Source organism: Flammeovirga sp. SJP92, assembly GCF_001583495.1.
Taxonomy (GTDB): domain Bacteria; phylum Bacteroidota; class Bacteroidia; order Cytophagales; family Flammeovirgaceae; genus Flammeovirga.
Genome location: NZ_LQAQ01000100.1, coordinates 193,525 through 209,444 on the forward strand (window position 1 = coordinate 193,525; position 15,920 = coordinate 209,444).

A 15,920-nucleotide genomic window follows, 5' to 3' on the forward strand; every position below is an offset into this window, starting at 1 on the left:
TGTAATGTGATCGGAGCGTAATAGAAATGAATATTTATTCATCTATTCGTTTTGACTCAAAAATTACTGTTTACAAACTATTTCAATTTCTATAATGAAGAAGATTACAAGTTTAATGAAGTGGAGGCGTCTGTCTCAATACTTTATCATTATCAATTGCTGTTTACTTTCTTTTCAAACCTTAGCTCAAGAAAAGAAAGAAGATCTAGTGGGCGTCAAAGGGGCAATTAACCCTCAGCAGATGAATGCTAGACAATTAGTAGGACAAGAATTAATCGATGATGCTTTTCCTAATTCCATTCCCATTTTTGGTTCGAAGTCGAGAATCAAGTTTGGTGGTTATGTGAAGATGGATTACATCCAAGATTTCAATTATATCGGTTCTGCTTATGAATTCGAAAGTGCTACAATTCCAATTAAAGGTTCACCTGAATCTTACCTTAAAGGTCAGTCTACATTCCATGCTAAAGAAACACGTTTCAACGTTGACTTTAGAACGGTGGTTAAAGGACTAAGGTCTGGTAAGGAAATGCCATTACAAATTTTTATTGAAATGGATTTCTTTGAAGACGATCCTTCATTATATCGTCAACCACGTTTACGTCATGCCTATGGTGTATTTGGAAATATCCTTGCGGGTCAAACATGGTCTATTAATGCCGATTTAAGTGCAATTCCAGGTATTATTGACTTTGCAGGAGGTGATGGAACGTATGGCGATCGTGTAATTCAAATCCGTTGGACCGATAAAATCACAAAGAACTTAAGTTATACGGTAGGTATGGAAGGACCAAAAAGTGGTATCGATAACCCTTATGAATTAGAAGGAGTTGCACGCACTACTATGCCTACGTTTGCTGGTAATGTGAGATGGGAAATGAATAAGTTTTCCCATATGCAGTTAGGTGCTGATGTATTTCAACATCATTGGCAAGGCGGTCAATATGGCCCAACGCAAAAAGCGTATGGTTACGGTATTAACCTAACAGGACGATTTGTATTGGACAAAAAACATCGTAATTCATTGATGTTTGGTGCCTCTACAGGTAAGGGTGCTGGACATAGAATATTATTCTTAGAGTTTTCCCCAAGTGATGGTGTGATTTCTGACAATCAATTGGAATTACTCAATGCCCATCAAGCTTATATCGGTTATAATCATTACTGGACGAAGAGCTTAAATACAACCGTTGCTGCTTATTATGCTTCATTGAATACAGTGGATTACCAACTAGACGAAACCACTCAACAAGGAGGTACATTCCACGCCAACCTAGTTTGGATGCCTTATACCAATGTATCATTTGGTGTAGAATATATGCACGGTGTTCACGTCGTAAAAGATGGAAGATACGGTCAGGCGAATCGTCTTCAGTTTATGACAAGATTTAGAATTCCTTAAATAAAATAATTGATGCTAAAAACAAGTATTGCAAACTAATTTTCGAATGTTTATACCATTTAGGTTTCTGAGATCTTTTAAGCACGAATGACGTTATCACTTCAAATTCTAACCAATGAAAAGATTACAATTTTAGTTTGGTAGTACTTCCTTCGGCCTTGAAGGGAAAAGCGTGAAGAATTTCATGAAATGAGCCGTTAGAAATGATTTTGTTGTTTGAGCTTTAGCGAGTTTAAAATCATTTAGGCGAGAGTAATGGAATTTAGCTTTTGACTTCTAAGCCTTGACTTTTTTGCTTCGTTTTTGTGTTAAGACAAAAATGAAGAAGAAAGAAGTTTGAAAGAATAATATAAAAGACTTGTAGATAGTCATAATAATTTAGTTTGTATTAAAACAAGAGGTATTGAAAACGATTTCCGATTTCTTATAACTACAATCTCAAATCTTGTAAATCATTCAATTTCAATACCCTGATATTTGTATCATCAACAAAACGAAAAATACATTTTAAATAAAAAATCAATCTAAAAGAAAATGAAAAATCAAACAAAACGTTTCTCAACAGCTAAAAAACAAATCATTAAATTTTCATCCATCTTATTGCCAATCAGCATGATGTTCAATACAAATTGTACTACTTCAAACGCTCAAGAAGAACATGAAGTAACAGTTCCAAAATCGGAAAAATATATTAGTAAAATTACAGAAGTTACTACTCCAATCTCTAAAGTGAAAGACGGTTTTCCATTAGATTTTATCAGAGAAACACATAGAAACTTCAGTACTCCCAATTGGCAGGCGGCAGGTGATCAATCAGTGTATATCAATATGAATATCCCAGAGTTTATCAATGTAGATATTGCAATGCCTACACATGAAGAACGTCATTTGGAGCGTAAAATTGATGCTGATTTAGGAAATACAAAATTCACTTTAGAAGACGGGTCTGAAACTCCTACTTTAAATGAATATCTAAATGATGATTACAATAGAGTACAAGGGATCATCATGGCACATAAAGGAAAAGTAATTTTTGAAGCTTATCCTGGTATGAAACCAACAGATTATCATGTATGGATGTCCGCTTCGAAAACAACAGTAGGTACATTGGCGATCTTGCTGGAAAGTGAAGGGAAATTGGATCTTGAAAAACCAATTACTTATTACGCAAAAGAATTAGCCGGAACAGCTTGGGATAAAGTATCCGTGAAGAATGCTTTGAACATGGCTTCTGGTTTGGACTTAGAAGAAACAACAGCGGCGTTCTCTGATCCTAATAGCTGGATTGAACAGTATTTTGCTTCTTTATTCGATATTGAAGGAACAGGTGACGGTTGGATTGAGGTGATGCGTAGAGTAAAACCAATTGAAGGTGAAGAGCCAGGTGATCGTTTCCGTTATTCAACGGCCATTACACAAGCTTTAGTATTGGCAATAGAAAGTGCGACAGGTCAAGCTTACAAAGATGTATTCAATGAAAAAATTTGGTCTCAAGTAGGTGTTCATAATCAGTTTATGGTGGGCTTAGCCTCCGATTACCATGCCGTGGGTGGTGGATTAGTCAACACTACTATTGAAGATGCATTGAAATATGCTATGATGTATACACCTAGTTGGAATGTGGTATCTGATAAAAGAGTAGTTACGCCTGAGATCTTAGAAAGAATCAGAACTTTAGGCGATCCAAAAGCTTACCAAGGAAGTGAAGAGGAAGGATATAGCTTAGAATGGACTGGTGATATTGGCGAAAGAAACTCTGCACAGTGGGATCAAGTTTGGGCTGATGGAGCGATGTTCAAGCACGGTAACATGCACCAAGGTATTTATGTTGATGCTGATAGAGATTTCTGTGCGTTTGTATTTTCAAACACACCTAATGAAAGATCAGATAAAGCTCCAGGTTTTATGCGTGCAGTTGCGAAAAAAGTAGCTGATCAATAAGAAAATATAGATTTATTAAATAGGATAGTAATTAGCTCATCAGGAGAGGTCTACGGACTGATTCTGATGGGCTTTTTGTTTATAAAAATTTTTGATGTAAAGGCGAAATTTAACGAAATCGTGCAAGTAGAATAAATATTTTGTACAAATAGTATGAAAATTAATTGAAGATCTTTGAGGCATAGAATGATACAAGCAGACTATCAATTATCACACAACTTAGGTGGGTTGAGTTAAAATGAAATCTCAATACAGCTACTGTCTTGAGACTAGGTTTACAACCTTTAAAAACTAAAACCAATTTAATGTAAACCAAAAGAGAATTTTAATAACCAACAATTTAATTTATCATGAAAAAGAATACACTAAAATCCATTGCTTTTGTGGCTTTATTTCTACTGTTTATAGGTTGTGATGATGCCGGAAATACGAAACAAAAAACTACAGGTTTTGATGTCGTAATCTTGAACGGTAGAGTAATGGATCCAGAAACAGATTTTGACGAAATAAGAAATGTCGGCATTAAAGATGGTCAGATTGAAATCATTACTTTAGAGAATATCTCAGGAAAAGATACGATTGATGCCACTGGGCATGTGGTTGCTCCTGGTTTTATCGATATACATTCTCATATTTCAGATGTTCCATTTGGACAAAAAATAAGTTTAAGAGATGGAGTGACTACGCCACTTGATATGGAGGCAGGTGCCTATCCTGTAGACAGTTGGTATGGAAAATTGGAAGGGAAGTCTCAGACCAATTATGGTGCAACCGTATCTGCTGCAGGAATTAGAGAGCAAATGGCTAATCCTCACTATGATACTAAAACGAGCTCTGTTTTATTAGATGCATTTGATCCACATAGTTGTAGTCACTTAGATATGCACTTTACCTCTTGGCGTCCAAATGATGCTGAAATCGATACCATGGAGCAAATGATGGAAGAGGGTTTAAGCCAAGGAGCAATAGGTATCGGCGCCGTGACAGGTTATATGACAAAAGGGACGACTAGCCGTGAAACGATGATGTGGCAAAGATTAATGGGTAAACATAATCTAGCAACTGTTTTACACGGAAGGTTTTCAAGTCAGAATCCACCAGCAACAGGTATTTTGGGAACTCAGGAAATGTTAGCTAGCCAAGCGGCTTACGGTGGTGGCCTTTACGTTTGCCATATTCATCAACAAGCTTTAAATCTAACACCCTATATTTTAGATTTAGTAGAAACTTGTAGAGAAAAAGGTCAAGATGCAGTCGCTGCAATTTATCCTTATTGGCAGGGGTCAACCATAGCAGGTGCAGATTATTTAAAGCCTGAAAACTATCAGGAAAATATGGGACGTCATTTTGATGATATCATCGAAGTGGCAACAATGAAACATCTTACAAAAGAACGTTATGAAGAATTGATGAAAACCAATCCAGGAACCTCGGTGATCTTTGGAGGTGTAGAAGAACAAGTAATGTTGAAGGCTTTAGCGGATCCAAGAACAATGGTTGAATCGGATGCTGTGCCATTGACAATTACGGCTACAGGAAACCTAGCGTTGGATTGGGATACACCTTATGAAAACTTACAAGGACATCCACGTGGAGCCGGTACGCATGCGAAGGTGTTAAGATTAGTAAGAGAGCAAAATCTAATGCCTTTGATGTTGGCGATCTCAAAAATGAGTTATATGCAAGCTCAGTTTTTAGAAGACAATGGATTGGATGTAATGGCAACAAAAGGTAGAATTCAAGAAGGTATGGATGCTGATATTACTATTTTCCATCCTGATCAAGTGAAAGATAATGCAACCTTCGAACAAGGAGGTTTACCGTCAACAGGTATTCCTTATGTTCTTGTAAATGGAACCATTATCGTTAAAGATTCTAAGGTTCAAAAAGGAGTTTACCCAGGAAAACCGATTAAGAGTGTCTATTAATTTATAGAAATTAAATAGTTAAAAGCTCATCAGAAGAAGTCTGCGGACTGATTTTGATGGGCTTTTCTTGTTATATCAAATAATCCAATCTGCCGACATCTTGTATACGCTTGCTTTTTTCTTGTAAATGATTCCACCCTCAAAGAAGGATATTTGTATATCATTAATAATCAATCAAATTACTAAGAAAATGAAAAGCTTAAATCAACAATCTCAAGAAAACAATATCATTGAAGCAAATGCTGAGAATTTAAAAAGCAATATCCCTTTGAATAAAACACAAGAGGTGAGCCAATTCTTTAATCAGCCAGAGAATAAAGTAAAGATGCAGTTTCCTAACGAAATGTCATCTTATGCATGGATAGAGCAATCAAAATATTATCCGACAGCACAAGTACCAAGAAGTGGTCAAGTAAGTGAATTGCCTTACAATGTAAATGCAAATATTGGAGAGATTCAGTATAAGAATAAAGACGACAATATGGTGAGTGTCAACCAACACTTTGATACGAAACCTATTGATGCAATGGTAGTCGTAAAGAATGGTGAAATTGTTTATGAGCGTTATAAAACAATGAAGCCAGATGAAAAGCATCTTTGGTATTCAGTGTCTAAAGTAACAGGAGCATTGATGTTGGCTTTTCTTGAATATGAACAAAAAGTAGATGTCAATAATTATGTTTCTTTCTACTTACCAGAATTGAAAGATTCCGTTTGGGATACTGTAAAAGTAGAAGAAGCATTGGATATGGCTACTGGCTTAAATGGCACTGAGCACGATGAGGAAATTCAGAATTCAAGAACTGATCCTGATCAAATTTGGTACCGTTGGGCGGCAACTTCAGCAGTGGGTATTTTGCCAGATGTAAAAGGTAGAAATGAAACTTGGGTGGATGTTTTAAGATCTATGGAAAGAAAAACTCCAGGTCATCAGAAGTTTGAATATAACTCTATCAATACTTTCGTAATCAACCGTATTGCTGAGAGAGTAGCAGACAAACCATTGAACGAAATGTTTGCAGATCGTATCTGGAGTAAAGCTGGAATGGAGCATGATGCCTTTTATATGATGAGTCCTTCAGGAAATACTTTAGGTTTTTTAGGGGTAAATTCAAGCCTTAGAGATCTAGCAAGATGGGGAATGGTATTTACACCAAGTTGCGAAAAAATTGCAGGAGAAGCACTTGTCCCACAAGAAATCATGGATAAGTTTTATGATAACAGATTTGTAGAAATGTATGATAAAGGGTGGATTGGTAAACAAAACACAGTTTCTTTCTATGATGAAGCAGGCAAAATCTACAATAGATATCAATGGGATGCTATTATGTCTGATGGAGATTTGTATAAAAAAGGAGTAGGAGGACAAGGTGTCTACATATCACCAGAAAATGATACAGTAGTAGCATGGTTCTGTACTAGTGATGGAGAAAACCAAGAAGAAGCAATGGCAAGAGCAATTGTCAAAGCGATTAATGCATAACAATGAGCAATAATGTAAGGGTCCTGATTTATATCTCTTTTGGTGATGAAGGAGGTAGATGGAAGGTATTGAATTGATTGATAAGCTCATCAGAAGAGGTCTGCGGACTGATTTTGATGGGCTTTTTTGGTATAATTCTAAATTCAATCTGCCGAAATTTTGTATACGCTTGCTCAGATCTTGTATATCATTCCTTCTAAAAACCATGACCTTTGTTTCATAAGCTATTAAGCAAAGAGGTACACTAACACTTCTTTGAATTATCATACTATTAAATATTCAATCAAAATGAAAAATCTAAAAAAAGTTACTGTTTTCACTGCTAAAAAAATTCGTACTATGGATCAAGGAAACCCAGAAGCGGAAGCAATAGCAGTGCTTGATGGAAAAATATTATCAATAGGTACATTAGAATTTATGAAGCCTTGGCTTGACAGGTATGATGTTACTTATGACGATACATTAAAAGATAAAATTATTCTTCCTGGTTTAATCGAACCACATTCTCACTGTTGGATGTCAGCAGGTTTTCTAGGTTTAGATTATATAGGCCCACTTCCTTGGCCAGGTTTGAATGGTATCAATCCACCTCACCCTCATTATGAAGATGTGATTGAATATTTAAAAGAAATTGATGCGAAGAAGGAAGACCCGAACGAACCAATCATTGCTTGGGGTTTTGATCCCGCCAATCAAGGAGGAAGTTTAGACCGTAAAGTTTTGGATGCTATATCTTCTACTCGTCCCATTTTTGTGATTGGCTTTGCTCCTCACTTTGCTTATTTAAATTCCCCTGCCATTGAGATGGCAAATATTCCAGAAGGCTTACAATCTCCTCATATTTTGAGAGAAGAAAACGGTGAATTGAAAGGTGTTTTCTTGGAATCTGATGGAGCTAAATTAGCCATCGCACCAATTATAGATGTTATCTCAGAATTGGGAGGAGAAAAAGGTTTGAAGTTTATGAGTGGAATTGGTCACCGTGCAGGTATCACCACTATTGCCGATTTGATGTTTGGTGTTTTGAATTATGATGAAGAATTAAAAGATCATGTCAATGCAACTAACGATCCTGAATTTCCAATTCGTATGTCATTAACTCCACATGCGATGTCGATGACATTAGCTCACGGAGATAAAGCACCAGAATTTGTAAAAGGGTTGAAGCAATATGAAACGGATAAGTTATTTTTCACAGGAGTAAAATTCTTGAGCGATGGTTCTTTCCCGTTGATGGGATCTCAAGTCAACTTCCCAGGTTATTTAGATGGAGGAAATGGTGTAGATGGAGATGCTTCTTTCAAAGAAATGCTTCCTTATTGGAAAGCTGGTTTTCAAATTCACTGTCATGCAAACGGCGATTTGGCTTTAGATAATTCTTTAGATATGCTAGCCAAATTACAGGAAGTTCATCCTCGTTTTGATCATAGATTTACCATAGAACATTATGCGATTAGTAATCCAATGCAAGCAAGAAGATTGAAAGCATTAGGAGGCTTGGCCAGTGTCAATAACTACTTCTCGCATTTTAGATCATTATTGCATTCTGAACATGCATACGGTCCTGATAGAGCACAGAGAGAAGCACGTTTGGGATCATTAGAAAGAGAAGGAGTTATCTTCGCTTTGCATTCAGATTACCCACAAGTAGTAGTACCAATGCATCCACTAACAGCAGTGTATGCTGCAGTCACAAGAATTGCTGAAGATGGAAAAACAGTGGTAGCAGAACACGAAAGAATTGGTGTAGAAAGAGCATTACGTGCGGTGACGATTGATGCTGCTTACATCTTAGGATTGGAGGATAAAATTGGTAGCCTTGAACAAGGAAAAATGGCAGACTTTACCGTATTGGATCAAGATCCGATGGAAGTTGAGCCAGAAGAAATCAAGGATATTCCAATCTGGGGAACGGTATTAGGTGGTAAAATCAATAAATGCTAGTAAGATGAATTCGATTAGAAAGACAATGACGAATCCATTGGATCAAGCTTTGGATGCAAGACAAACAATGTCGGGGTTAATATTTGCCGCTATGGCATTGAGAAATAAAAATACAGCACCTGTAAAAACAATTCCTCTTACCATTTTAGGAGGTTTTCTTGGAGCAGGAAAAACAACAATGCTCAATCACATCCTTCAAAATCCAGTAGGTAGAAAGATTACCGTTTTGGTTAATGACTTCGGAAAAATCAATATTGATGCTACAATGGTAGAATCGCAAACAGATGATATGATTAGCCTGACCAACGGTTGTGCATGTTGTGCGGTATCAAGCGATTTAACGAAAACATTAATCGACATTTCTGAAAAAGAAGAACAACCTGATGCCATTATTCTTGAATGTAGTGGTGTAGCAGAACCGGGTTCTATAGCACAAATCGTTTTGTCAAATAAAGCAATTCGATTGGATGGGATCATTACTTTGGTAGATGCGGAGACGTTTTTTGAACGTTTGGAAGATGAATCAAGCCAACAATTATTCATCAATCAACTGACTTCTGCAGATATCATTTCCATTGGTAAAACAGATTTAGTTTCTGAAGAAGAAAAACAAAAAATCAACCAATGGATCGCAAAACATCAACCCAATAAAGCTGTTTTGGAAACAGTGGAAGGTGATGTGCCTACTGATGTGATATTGGGCGTTGAGGCGGATCATAATTTGGAAGATGAAAAAACAAAATCCATCAAAAAAACGAATCACAAGCACACATTTGAGAGCGTTAGTTTTTCATTTGATCAACCCTTTAAGGAAGAAAAGATCAATGCATTTATAAAGAATTTACCCGCTCATATCATCAGAGCAAAAGGAATTTTGCAGATAGACAGTGATTTGAATAAAAAAATGATCTATCAAAGAGTAAGCAAACGCTGGTCATTGAAAAGTGATGAACAATGGGGTAGTGAAACGCCTATTTCCCAATTGGTATTTATTGCCAACAAAGGAACATTAGATAAAGAGCAATTAGAAAAGAGCTTGAGAGAAGCAATAGTTTGATAATAGTAGTAATGAAAATGCTCATTAGATAGAGAGTCACCATTTCATCTGATGGGCTTTTCTTTTCTCACACTTTCCATCTCATTTAATCTATTTAAAATATGAATACCCTAAAAAAAGAATTTTACAGATACACTGACCAAATAGGCATTACAGGCTCATTTATATGTTTAATCCATTGTATTATCACTTCGGGCTTGATGATAGGTAGTACAGTGATGTCAAATGCATCCCATCATCATGAACACGCGCATCATCATACTTTAGATGTATGGGGAATGATCGATTTGTCAATGGTAGTGGTCAGTGGCATTGCTGTTTATTTTTCCACATTAAAATCTACTGATGAAGAATTTCAAAATAAGCTGATGTGGGCAACATATATTGTTTATAGTTTTTGTATGCTTTCAAAATATATGGGTTTTGAACCTGTTGGCTTGACTTACCTTTCTTACCTCATGTCTTTCTCTCTAATAGGGATGCATACAGTGAATCTGAAAAGGTGTGCTCATTAATATTGGTGTATGTCCCTTTGGTTCATTTTGCCCAAATCATACAACCGCATGGAGATTTCTTGTAAATAGTTCGCTGATAAACAAAGCATCTTTGTATATCAATCAATCTCATCAAGAAAATAAAACTATGAACAATTTAGATATTTACTATACACTTGGTATGCTTGGAACTGTTGCATTTGCAGTGACGGCAGTATTGGCAGTTATTCCAAAACAAATTGATTTATTCGGTGCTATCGTAATGGGTATTGTCACTGCCGTTGGTGGAGGAACCATTAGAGATATGATTTTGGGAGCGCCTGTCTTTTGGGCATCAGACCTTAATTATATATGGGTGGCAATTGCCTCAAGTATTGTTGCTTTTTATGGTAATCAATTTATGTCTAGAAAAAATATATATGCCCTAATGCTTTATTTGGATGGCATCGGTATTGCCATGTTTGTGATTCAAGGAGCAGACAAAGCGTTGGCTTTGGACTTTGCATTGCCGGTAGGACCAGTCTTATTAGGTTTGATTACTGCGATTGGAGGAGGTATTACCAGAGATGTATTAGCGGGGAATACGACGCTTTTATTGAAGAAAGAACTTTACGCACTGCCTTTGACCTTTGGAGTAATCCTTTACTTAATATTGATTCAGGTGTTTCCTGAGAAAGTAAAATTACTGGGAACATTGTGTGCAACACTTACTTTCTTTATTCGTGCAGCTGCTATTCATTGGAAATTACATGTTCCAAAGTGGATGCTGACGCAAAAAAGGGGTATTTTCTCTAATTGATCAAAATGTGTCAATAGCTTATGCTTTCGTGTAAATAGTTTGATGTAAAACATGTGACATTTGTAACATAATCAGTGAGCCACACAGCTCGCAACTAATAAATCAAAATACTATTTATCAAAATGAAAAAGCTATTATTATCATCATTGTTAGCAGGTGCTACTTTATTACAAGTAAATGCCCAAGATGTAAAAGATCAAAACGCAGAAAACAAAATGACGCCCATTAAAGAGGTAGTCAGCGGTTTTCCAAAAGATTATGCAGAGCATGCTATTTCGACCTCATTTAATACTTGGCTCCAAGGTGGAGACGAATCGCTTTACTTCCAGATGAAGACTTCGGAGTTTTTACCGACTTCCATTGTCCCAAGGCGTATTCCAACTATGGAACTGGAAGAAAATATAAGACCTGAAGTTGGAGCTATTGAAGCTGAAACCATTAATTCTGGAAAGATGTCATTGGATGAGTTCTTAGCAGATCCAGAGTTTAGAGCGCAAGGTTATTTGGTTATCCATAAAGGAAAAGTCGTTTATGAATCTTACCCAGGAATGCGACCTTCAGATTCTCATGCTTGGATGTCTTGTGCAAAACCAACTGCCGGTTTATTGGTGGAGTTATTAATCAATGAAGGGAAAATAGATGATAGCCTTCCAATCTCACATTATGTAGAAGAATTTAAAGGAACCGCTTGGGAACATGTTACAATCCATCAGATTTTGCACATGGACTCAGGGCTTGATATAGATGAAACGGCTGAAACACGTGCTAATCCTGACGCATTTGCTCATCGTTACTATTTATCGGAATTCAATCAACCTTATAAAGGTAAAAAAGAGAAATTTATTGATGTAATGGCAAGTGCTCAGCCTGGCGAAGGTTCTGGGAAGAAATTTGTCTATACTTCGGCACATACTGAGGCATTGGTATTCTTAGTGGAGGCTGTAACAGGTGAGCGTTGGAGCCAAGTGTTTGATGAAAAAGTTTGGTCAAAAATGGGTGTAGAAGGTCCATTGCAAGTACAAACTACAGTTGATGGTGTAGCATTAGCTCACGGTGTAATTGGTAGTAGAATGCGTGATATGGCGAGATTCGGTATGCTTTATACACCAAGCTGGGATAAAATTGCAGAGGAACAAGTAGTGACTGAAGAAACGTTGGATCGTATTCATAGCGATATGAGAACACATGAGTTCTTAATGGCAGGTGAAGACGGACCCGTATTCGCGGATTGGTTAGAAGCAGGTCACCCAACTTTTGCTGGTAACTCACGTCAGTGGGATGTATTATGGCCTGACGGTGATATGTGGAAAGGGGGAATGCAAACACAAGGATTGTACGTTTCTCCATCAAAAGATCTTGTGATTGTATATATGTCAACAGCCGTTCAAGACCACTCTTTACACCGTTTTGTGCGTAAAGTAGCCAACTCTGGTTTATTTGAATAATCAAGAAACGATTAATTATAAGTTTAACGTCTTGCCTTTCGGGGTGAGGCGTTTTTGTGTTTCGGGCAACATGGCTAGTTTTAACTATGGAGTCCAAACATAAATTCATTTTGACCGAATCTTGTAAATAGTAGAAAAGATCTTGTAAATAATTCAAGTGGCAACAAGTGATATTTGTATCATGATCATTGAGTAATCGCTCATTGAAAATCAATCTAATTACTATTTCAAAGGATAATGAAAAAATTACTATTATCAACATTGTTAGCAGGATCAGTTATGTCACAAGTAAATGCACAAGGAACAAATGTTCACGAAACTGAAGGAGATTACAGAACTCCGATTAAAGAATTTGCAAATGGTTTCACACAAGAGCAAGTTCAAAAATTTAGAGACAATTATAATTTACCTCATTTATTAAAAGGTGGAGATGATGCCGTTTGGTGGGGATTAAGAACTTCAGAATTGTTCAATACGGCATTACTTGAGCCCAATCACAAAATGGAACTGGTTAAAAATATTAATCCAGCGGTAGGAGAGGTCAAAGCTCACACCAAGCATTTTGGAGAGATCTCATTAAACGATTTTATGGTGCATCCACATAGTTATGCACAAGGTTTCTTAGTGGTTCATAAAGGTGAAATCGTCTTTGAAAACTATCAAGGAATGACAGAAAGCGATCATCACGTTTGGATGTCAGCAGCGAAGATTATTCCTGGTCTTGCCGTAGACTTATTGATTTCAGATGGAAAAATAGATCAAGAAAAAACAATAGGGCATTACGTCCATGATTTTAAACATACAGGTTATGGCAATGTCAAAGTGAAAGATGTGATGGACATGACGCCAGGTCTTAACTCAGAGGAAAATGATGAGACGCGTTCTGATCCAAACTCTATTGCAACAAGATTGTTTCTTGCTGAATTAGATTTGCCTTACAACGGTAAAAATGAAAAAGTAAGAGATGTATTAAAAGAAGCAAAACAAACGCACCCTGCTGGAGAGAAATTAGAATATGGTTCTTCGCATACGCAGATGCTAGTTTTATTGGTTGAGGCAGTTTCAGGAAAACCATTTGCAGAATTTGTAGACCAAAGAATTTATTCAAAAATGGGAGCAGAATCGACCCTAAACATACACCTTTCGCCAAATGGTGTAGCAATAGGTCACGGTATTGTATCCAGTAGACTTCGTGATATGGCAAGAGTGGGCATGTTGTATACACCAAGTTGGAATAAAACGGCTATAGAGCAAGTGGTTTCTCCTGAAATCATCAGTCGTATTCAGAATGGTACAAGGTCAAGAGAGTTTTACAGAAAAGGCTTTGATGGTCCTGTATTCATTGACAGGTTAGGTGATGATAACGTGATTTCAAATGCAAGACAGTGGGATGGCGTTTGGGAAGATGGTGATTTTTGGAAATCAGGTCTCCAAAGTCAAGGGATCTATGTTTCTCCTAAAAAAGATTTAGTGATTGTATTCTTCTCTACTAATGTGCCAGATGATTCTATACATAGATACGCACGTCAGATTGCCAATTCTGGTTTGTTTGAAGAGGTAGAATAAGTACTAGGACAGAAGATTGTGGTGATATGAATATTTCATTTTGATGAAAATTAAAATGGGTACTCATTAGAGGTTTTTATCTTGGTATTCGTACCAAGGTAGAGCCTCTTTTAAAACAACTTTCTTTGAAGGGTTTAATCTATCAGTATCAGCCAACAGTTGAAGAGAAGCAATTAACATTCTCATTTTTAAAGACTCAATTATATTCTCATGAAGAAATTAATATTAATCACATTGTTATATTGTGTTGCCAATCATTATGTCTTCTCCCAAGAAGAGCAGACCGTATTAATTGAAAATGCAAATATTTTTGACGGTACAGCAGACACTCTTGCTATGGATATGTCGGTGTTAGTCAAAGGAAATAAAATTGAAAAAATCGCAAAAAAAATAAAAGCTCCCAAAGGTGCACAAGTTATAGATGCGAATGGAAGAACGCTCAGCCCAGGTTTTATTGGCACACATGAGCACTTGATGTTTCAAATGTCAGCAGGTGAATTGTTGACCTCAGACACAAGATACTTCGCTTATGTAGCCACCTCTACCGCAAAAAAATACTTGTATAGTGGTTGGACTTCCGTAAGAGATGCCGCTGGAAATACCTTTTCACTTAAAACAGCAATAGATAAAGGAATTGTAGAAGGTCCTCGTATTTATGCTTCAGGAGCCATGATTTCACAATCGGCAGGGCATGCAGACCATTGTCTTGGATCAAATCACTCTTCGATTATCAGTGAAGATCATGATATTTTAGTTGAGTATGGTGATATGGCTGTCGTAAATGGTGTGCCTAAAGTATTGGAAGCGGTAAGGGAACAACTTCGTTTTGGTGCCAATCAGATTAAAATCGCTGTTGGTGGAGGTACAGGTTCGTATGCAGATCCGTTAGATGTTGTGGAGTTTACACCTGAAGAAATTAAAGCAGCTGTTCAAGCAGCAGGTGACTACAATACGTATGTGATGGCACATGTCTATAATAATGATGGGATTAGAAGAGCCATTGAATGTGGCGTAAAAAGTATTGAGCATGCCAATTTGGTAGATGAAGCAACATTGCAATTGATGAAAGATAATGATGTATGGTTATCTGCTCAAGTAGGTGTTTACACATTCATTCCTCATGGTTACACAGAGGATCAAGCCAACAAGCACAGACAAGCTTATGCAGGTATCGACAACATGTTTAAAGCGGCAAAGAAGATAGGTTTTGATAAAATTGGATTTGGTACAGACATTATCACTGACCCTTCAAGAATAGATGCTTTGAATGATGAGTTTATCTTCAGACAAGATTGGTTTACCAACGCTGAAATTCTTCAACAAGCCACTTCTAAATCAGGTGAGCTCTTAGGAATGTCTCACCGTTTCAGTCCTGGTAAAATAGGAGTAATTGAAGAAGGTGCAGTAGCAGATATTTTATTGATTGATGGTAACCCATTGGAAGACTTGAAAATCCTCCAAGACCCTGAAAACAACCTTCATTTGATCATGAAAGATGGAAAGATCTTTAAGAACTTAGTGAAATAAACGACCATAATTAGGACTAAAACCAACTGTATTAAGGTATTATCTTGTAATGAGGTAATACCTTTTTTGATATAGAATAAGTGTTGCCGATTTTATACAACTACTTGCCGATATCTTATAACTCAAACCTTTTTCAATTGGTTAATTTTGAAGTACCAAAAGAGTAGAGAGCATTCATATTCTTTTGAATTAAGTTAAGTTGAAGAAAGCCCAAAAATAAAACTATTACTCTTTTTAGCAACCAGGTGAATTCATTACTAAACTATAGTATTTGAATTGACCTTTTTGTGTCATTCATAAATAAGACCGTGTAAATCATTGGGTAGCAATCTTT

11 protein-coding genes are annotated in these 15,920 nt (G+C 36.7%); all 11 read left to right on the top strand.

The window, feature by feature from the left end:
* Positions 1–94 precede the first annotated feature (94 nt).
* The 11 genes from AVL50_RS27090 to AVL50_RS27140 all read left to right on the top strand — a co-directional run bounded on the left by AVL50_RS27090 (position 95) and on the right by AVL50_RS27140 (position 15,586).
* Positions 95–1,402: a DcaP family trimeric outer membrane transporter gene (locus tag AVL50_RS27090; RefSeq protein WP_062620323.1), complete on the top strand. Its 1,308-nt coding sequence runs from the start codon at positions 95–97 to the stop codon at positions 1,400–1,402.
* A gap of 534 nt (positions 1,403–1,936) precedes the next feature.
* Positions 1,937–3,343 carry a serine hydrolase gene (locus tag AVL50_RS27095; protein WP_062620325.1) on the top strand — a complete coding sequence of 469 codons (1,407 nt, stop codon included), beginning with the start codon at positions 1,937–1,939 and terminating at the stop codon, positions 3,341–3,343.
* A gap of 350 nt (positions 3,344–3,693) precedes the next feature.
* A complete protein-coding gene (locus AVL50_RS27100; protein WP_062620327.1) occupies positions 3,694–5,271 on the top strand; it encodes an amidohydrolase family protein in 1,578 nt (525 codons plus the stop codon).
* A gap of 190 nt (positions 5,272–5,461) precedes the next feature.
* Positions 5,462–6,754: a serine hydrolase gene (locus AVL50_RS27105; RefSeq protein ID WP_063850958.1), complete on the top strand. Its 1,293-nt coding sequence runs from the start codon at positions 5,462–5,464 to the stop codon at positions 6,752–6,754.
* A gap of 288 nt (positions 6,755–7,042) precedes the next feature.
* Complete coding sequence (locus AVL50_RS27110; protein WP_062620331.1) at positions 7,043–8,698, top strand: amidohydrolase; 1,656 nt, start codon at positions 7,043–7,045, stop codon at positions 8,696–8,698.
* Positions 8,699–8,702: 4 nt separating this feature from the next.
* Positions 8,703–9,755 (top strand): GTP-binding protein, encoded by a 1,053-nt coding sequence (locus AVL50_RS27115; protein ID WP_062620333.1) that lies wholly within the window; start codon positions 8,703–8,705, stop codon positions 9,753–9,755.
* 101 nt (positions 9,756–9,856) lie between these two features.
* Positions 9,857–10,270 (top strand): MerC domain-containing protein, encoded by a 414-nt coding sequence (locus AVL50_RS27120; protein ID WP_062620335.1) that lies wholly within the window; start codon positions 9,857–9,859, stop codon positions 10,268–10,270.
* Positions 10,271–10,397: 127 nt separating this feature from the next.
* Positions 10,398–11,048, top strand: a complete 651-nt coding sequence (locus AVL50_RS27125; protein ID WP_062620337.1) for a trimeric intracellular cation channel family protein — start codon at positions 10,398–10,400, stop codon at positions 11,046–11,048.
* Between the two features lie 122 nt (positions 11,049–11,170).
* The gene (locus AVL50_RS27130; RefSeq protein WP_062620339.1) at positions 11,171–12,493 is read left to right on the top strand and encodes a serine hydrolase; all 1,323 of its coding nucleotides are present in this window, start codon (positions 11,171–11,173) and stop codon (positions 12,491–12,493) included.
* A 237-nt stretch (positions 12,494–12,730) separates the two neighbouring features.
* Complete coding sequence (locus tag AVL50_RS27135; protein WP_062620340.1) at positions 12,731–14,059, top strand: serine hydrolase; 1,329 nt, start codon at positions 12,731–12,733, stop codon at positions 14,057–14,059.
* A gap of 210 nt (positions 14,060–14,269) precedes the next feature.
* Positions 14,270–15,586: an amidohydrolase family protein gene (locus tag AVL50_RS27140; RefSeq protein ID WP_063850939.1), complete on the top strand. Its 1,317-nt coding sequence runs from the start codon at positions 14,270–14,272 to the stop codon at positions 15,584–15,586.
* Positions 15,587–15,920: the final 334 nt, after the last annotated feature.

Coding starts and splice junctions, on each gene's coding strand:
- AVL50_RS27130 (WP_062620339.1), top strand. CDS start 11,171: ATGAAAAAGCTATTATTATCATCATTGTTAGCAGGTGCTACTTTATTA.
- AVL50_RS27095 (WP_062620325.1), top strand. CDS start 1,937: ATGAAAAATCAAACAAAACGTTTCTCAACAGCTAAAAAACAAATCATT.
- AVL50_RS27105 (WP_063850958.1), top strand. CDS start 5,462: ATGAAAAGCTTAAATCAACAATCTCAAGAAAACAATATCATTGAAGCA.
- AVL50_RS27135 (WP_062620340.1), top strand. CDS start 12,731: ATGAAAAAATTACTATTATCAACATTGTTAGCAGGATCAGTTATGTCA.
- AVL50_RS27125 (WP_062620337.1), top strand. CDS start 10,398: ATGAACAATTTAGATATTTACTATACACTTGGTATGCTTGGAACTGTT.
- AVL50_RS27110 (WP_062620331.1), top strand. CDS start 7,043: ATGAAAAATCTAAAAAAAGTTACTGTTTTCACTGCTAAAAAAATTCGT.
- AVL50_RS27115 (WP_062620333.1), top strand. CDS start 8,703: ATGAATTCGATTAGAAAGACAATGACGAATCCATTGGATCAAGCTTTG.
- AVL50_RS27120 (WP_062620335.1), top strand. CDS start 9,857: ATGAATACCCTAAAAAAAGAATTTTACAGATACACTGACCAAATAGGC.
- AVL50_RS27140 (WP_063850939.1), top strand. CDS start 14,270: ATGAAGAAATTAATATTAATCACATTGTTATATTGTGTTGCCAATCAT.
- AVL50_RS27090 (WP_062620323.1), top strand. CDS start 95: ATGAAGAAGATTACAAGTTTAATGAAGTGGAGGCGTCTGTCTCAATAC.
- AVL50_RS27100 (WP_062620327.1), top strand. CDS start 3,694: ATGAAAAAGAATACACTAAAATCCATTGCTTTTGTGGCTTTATTTCTA.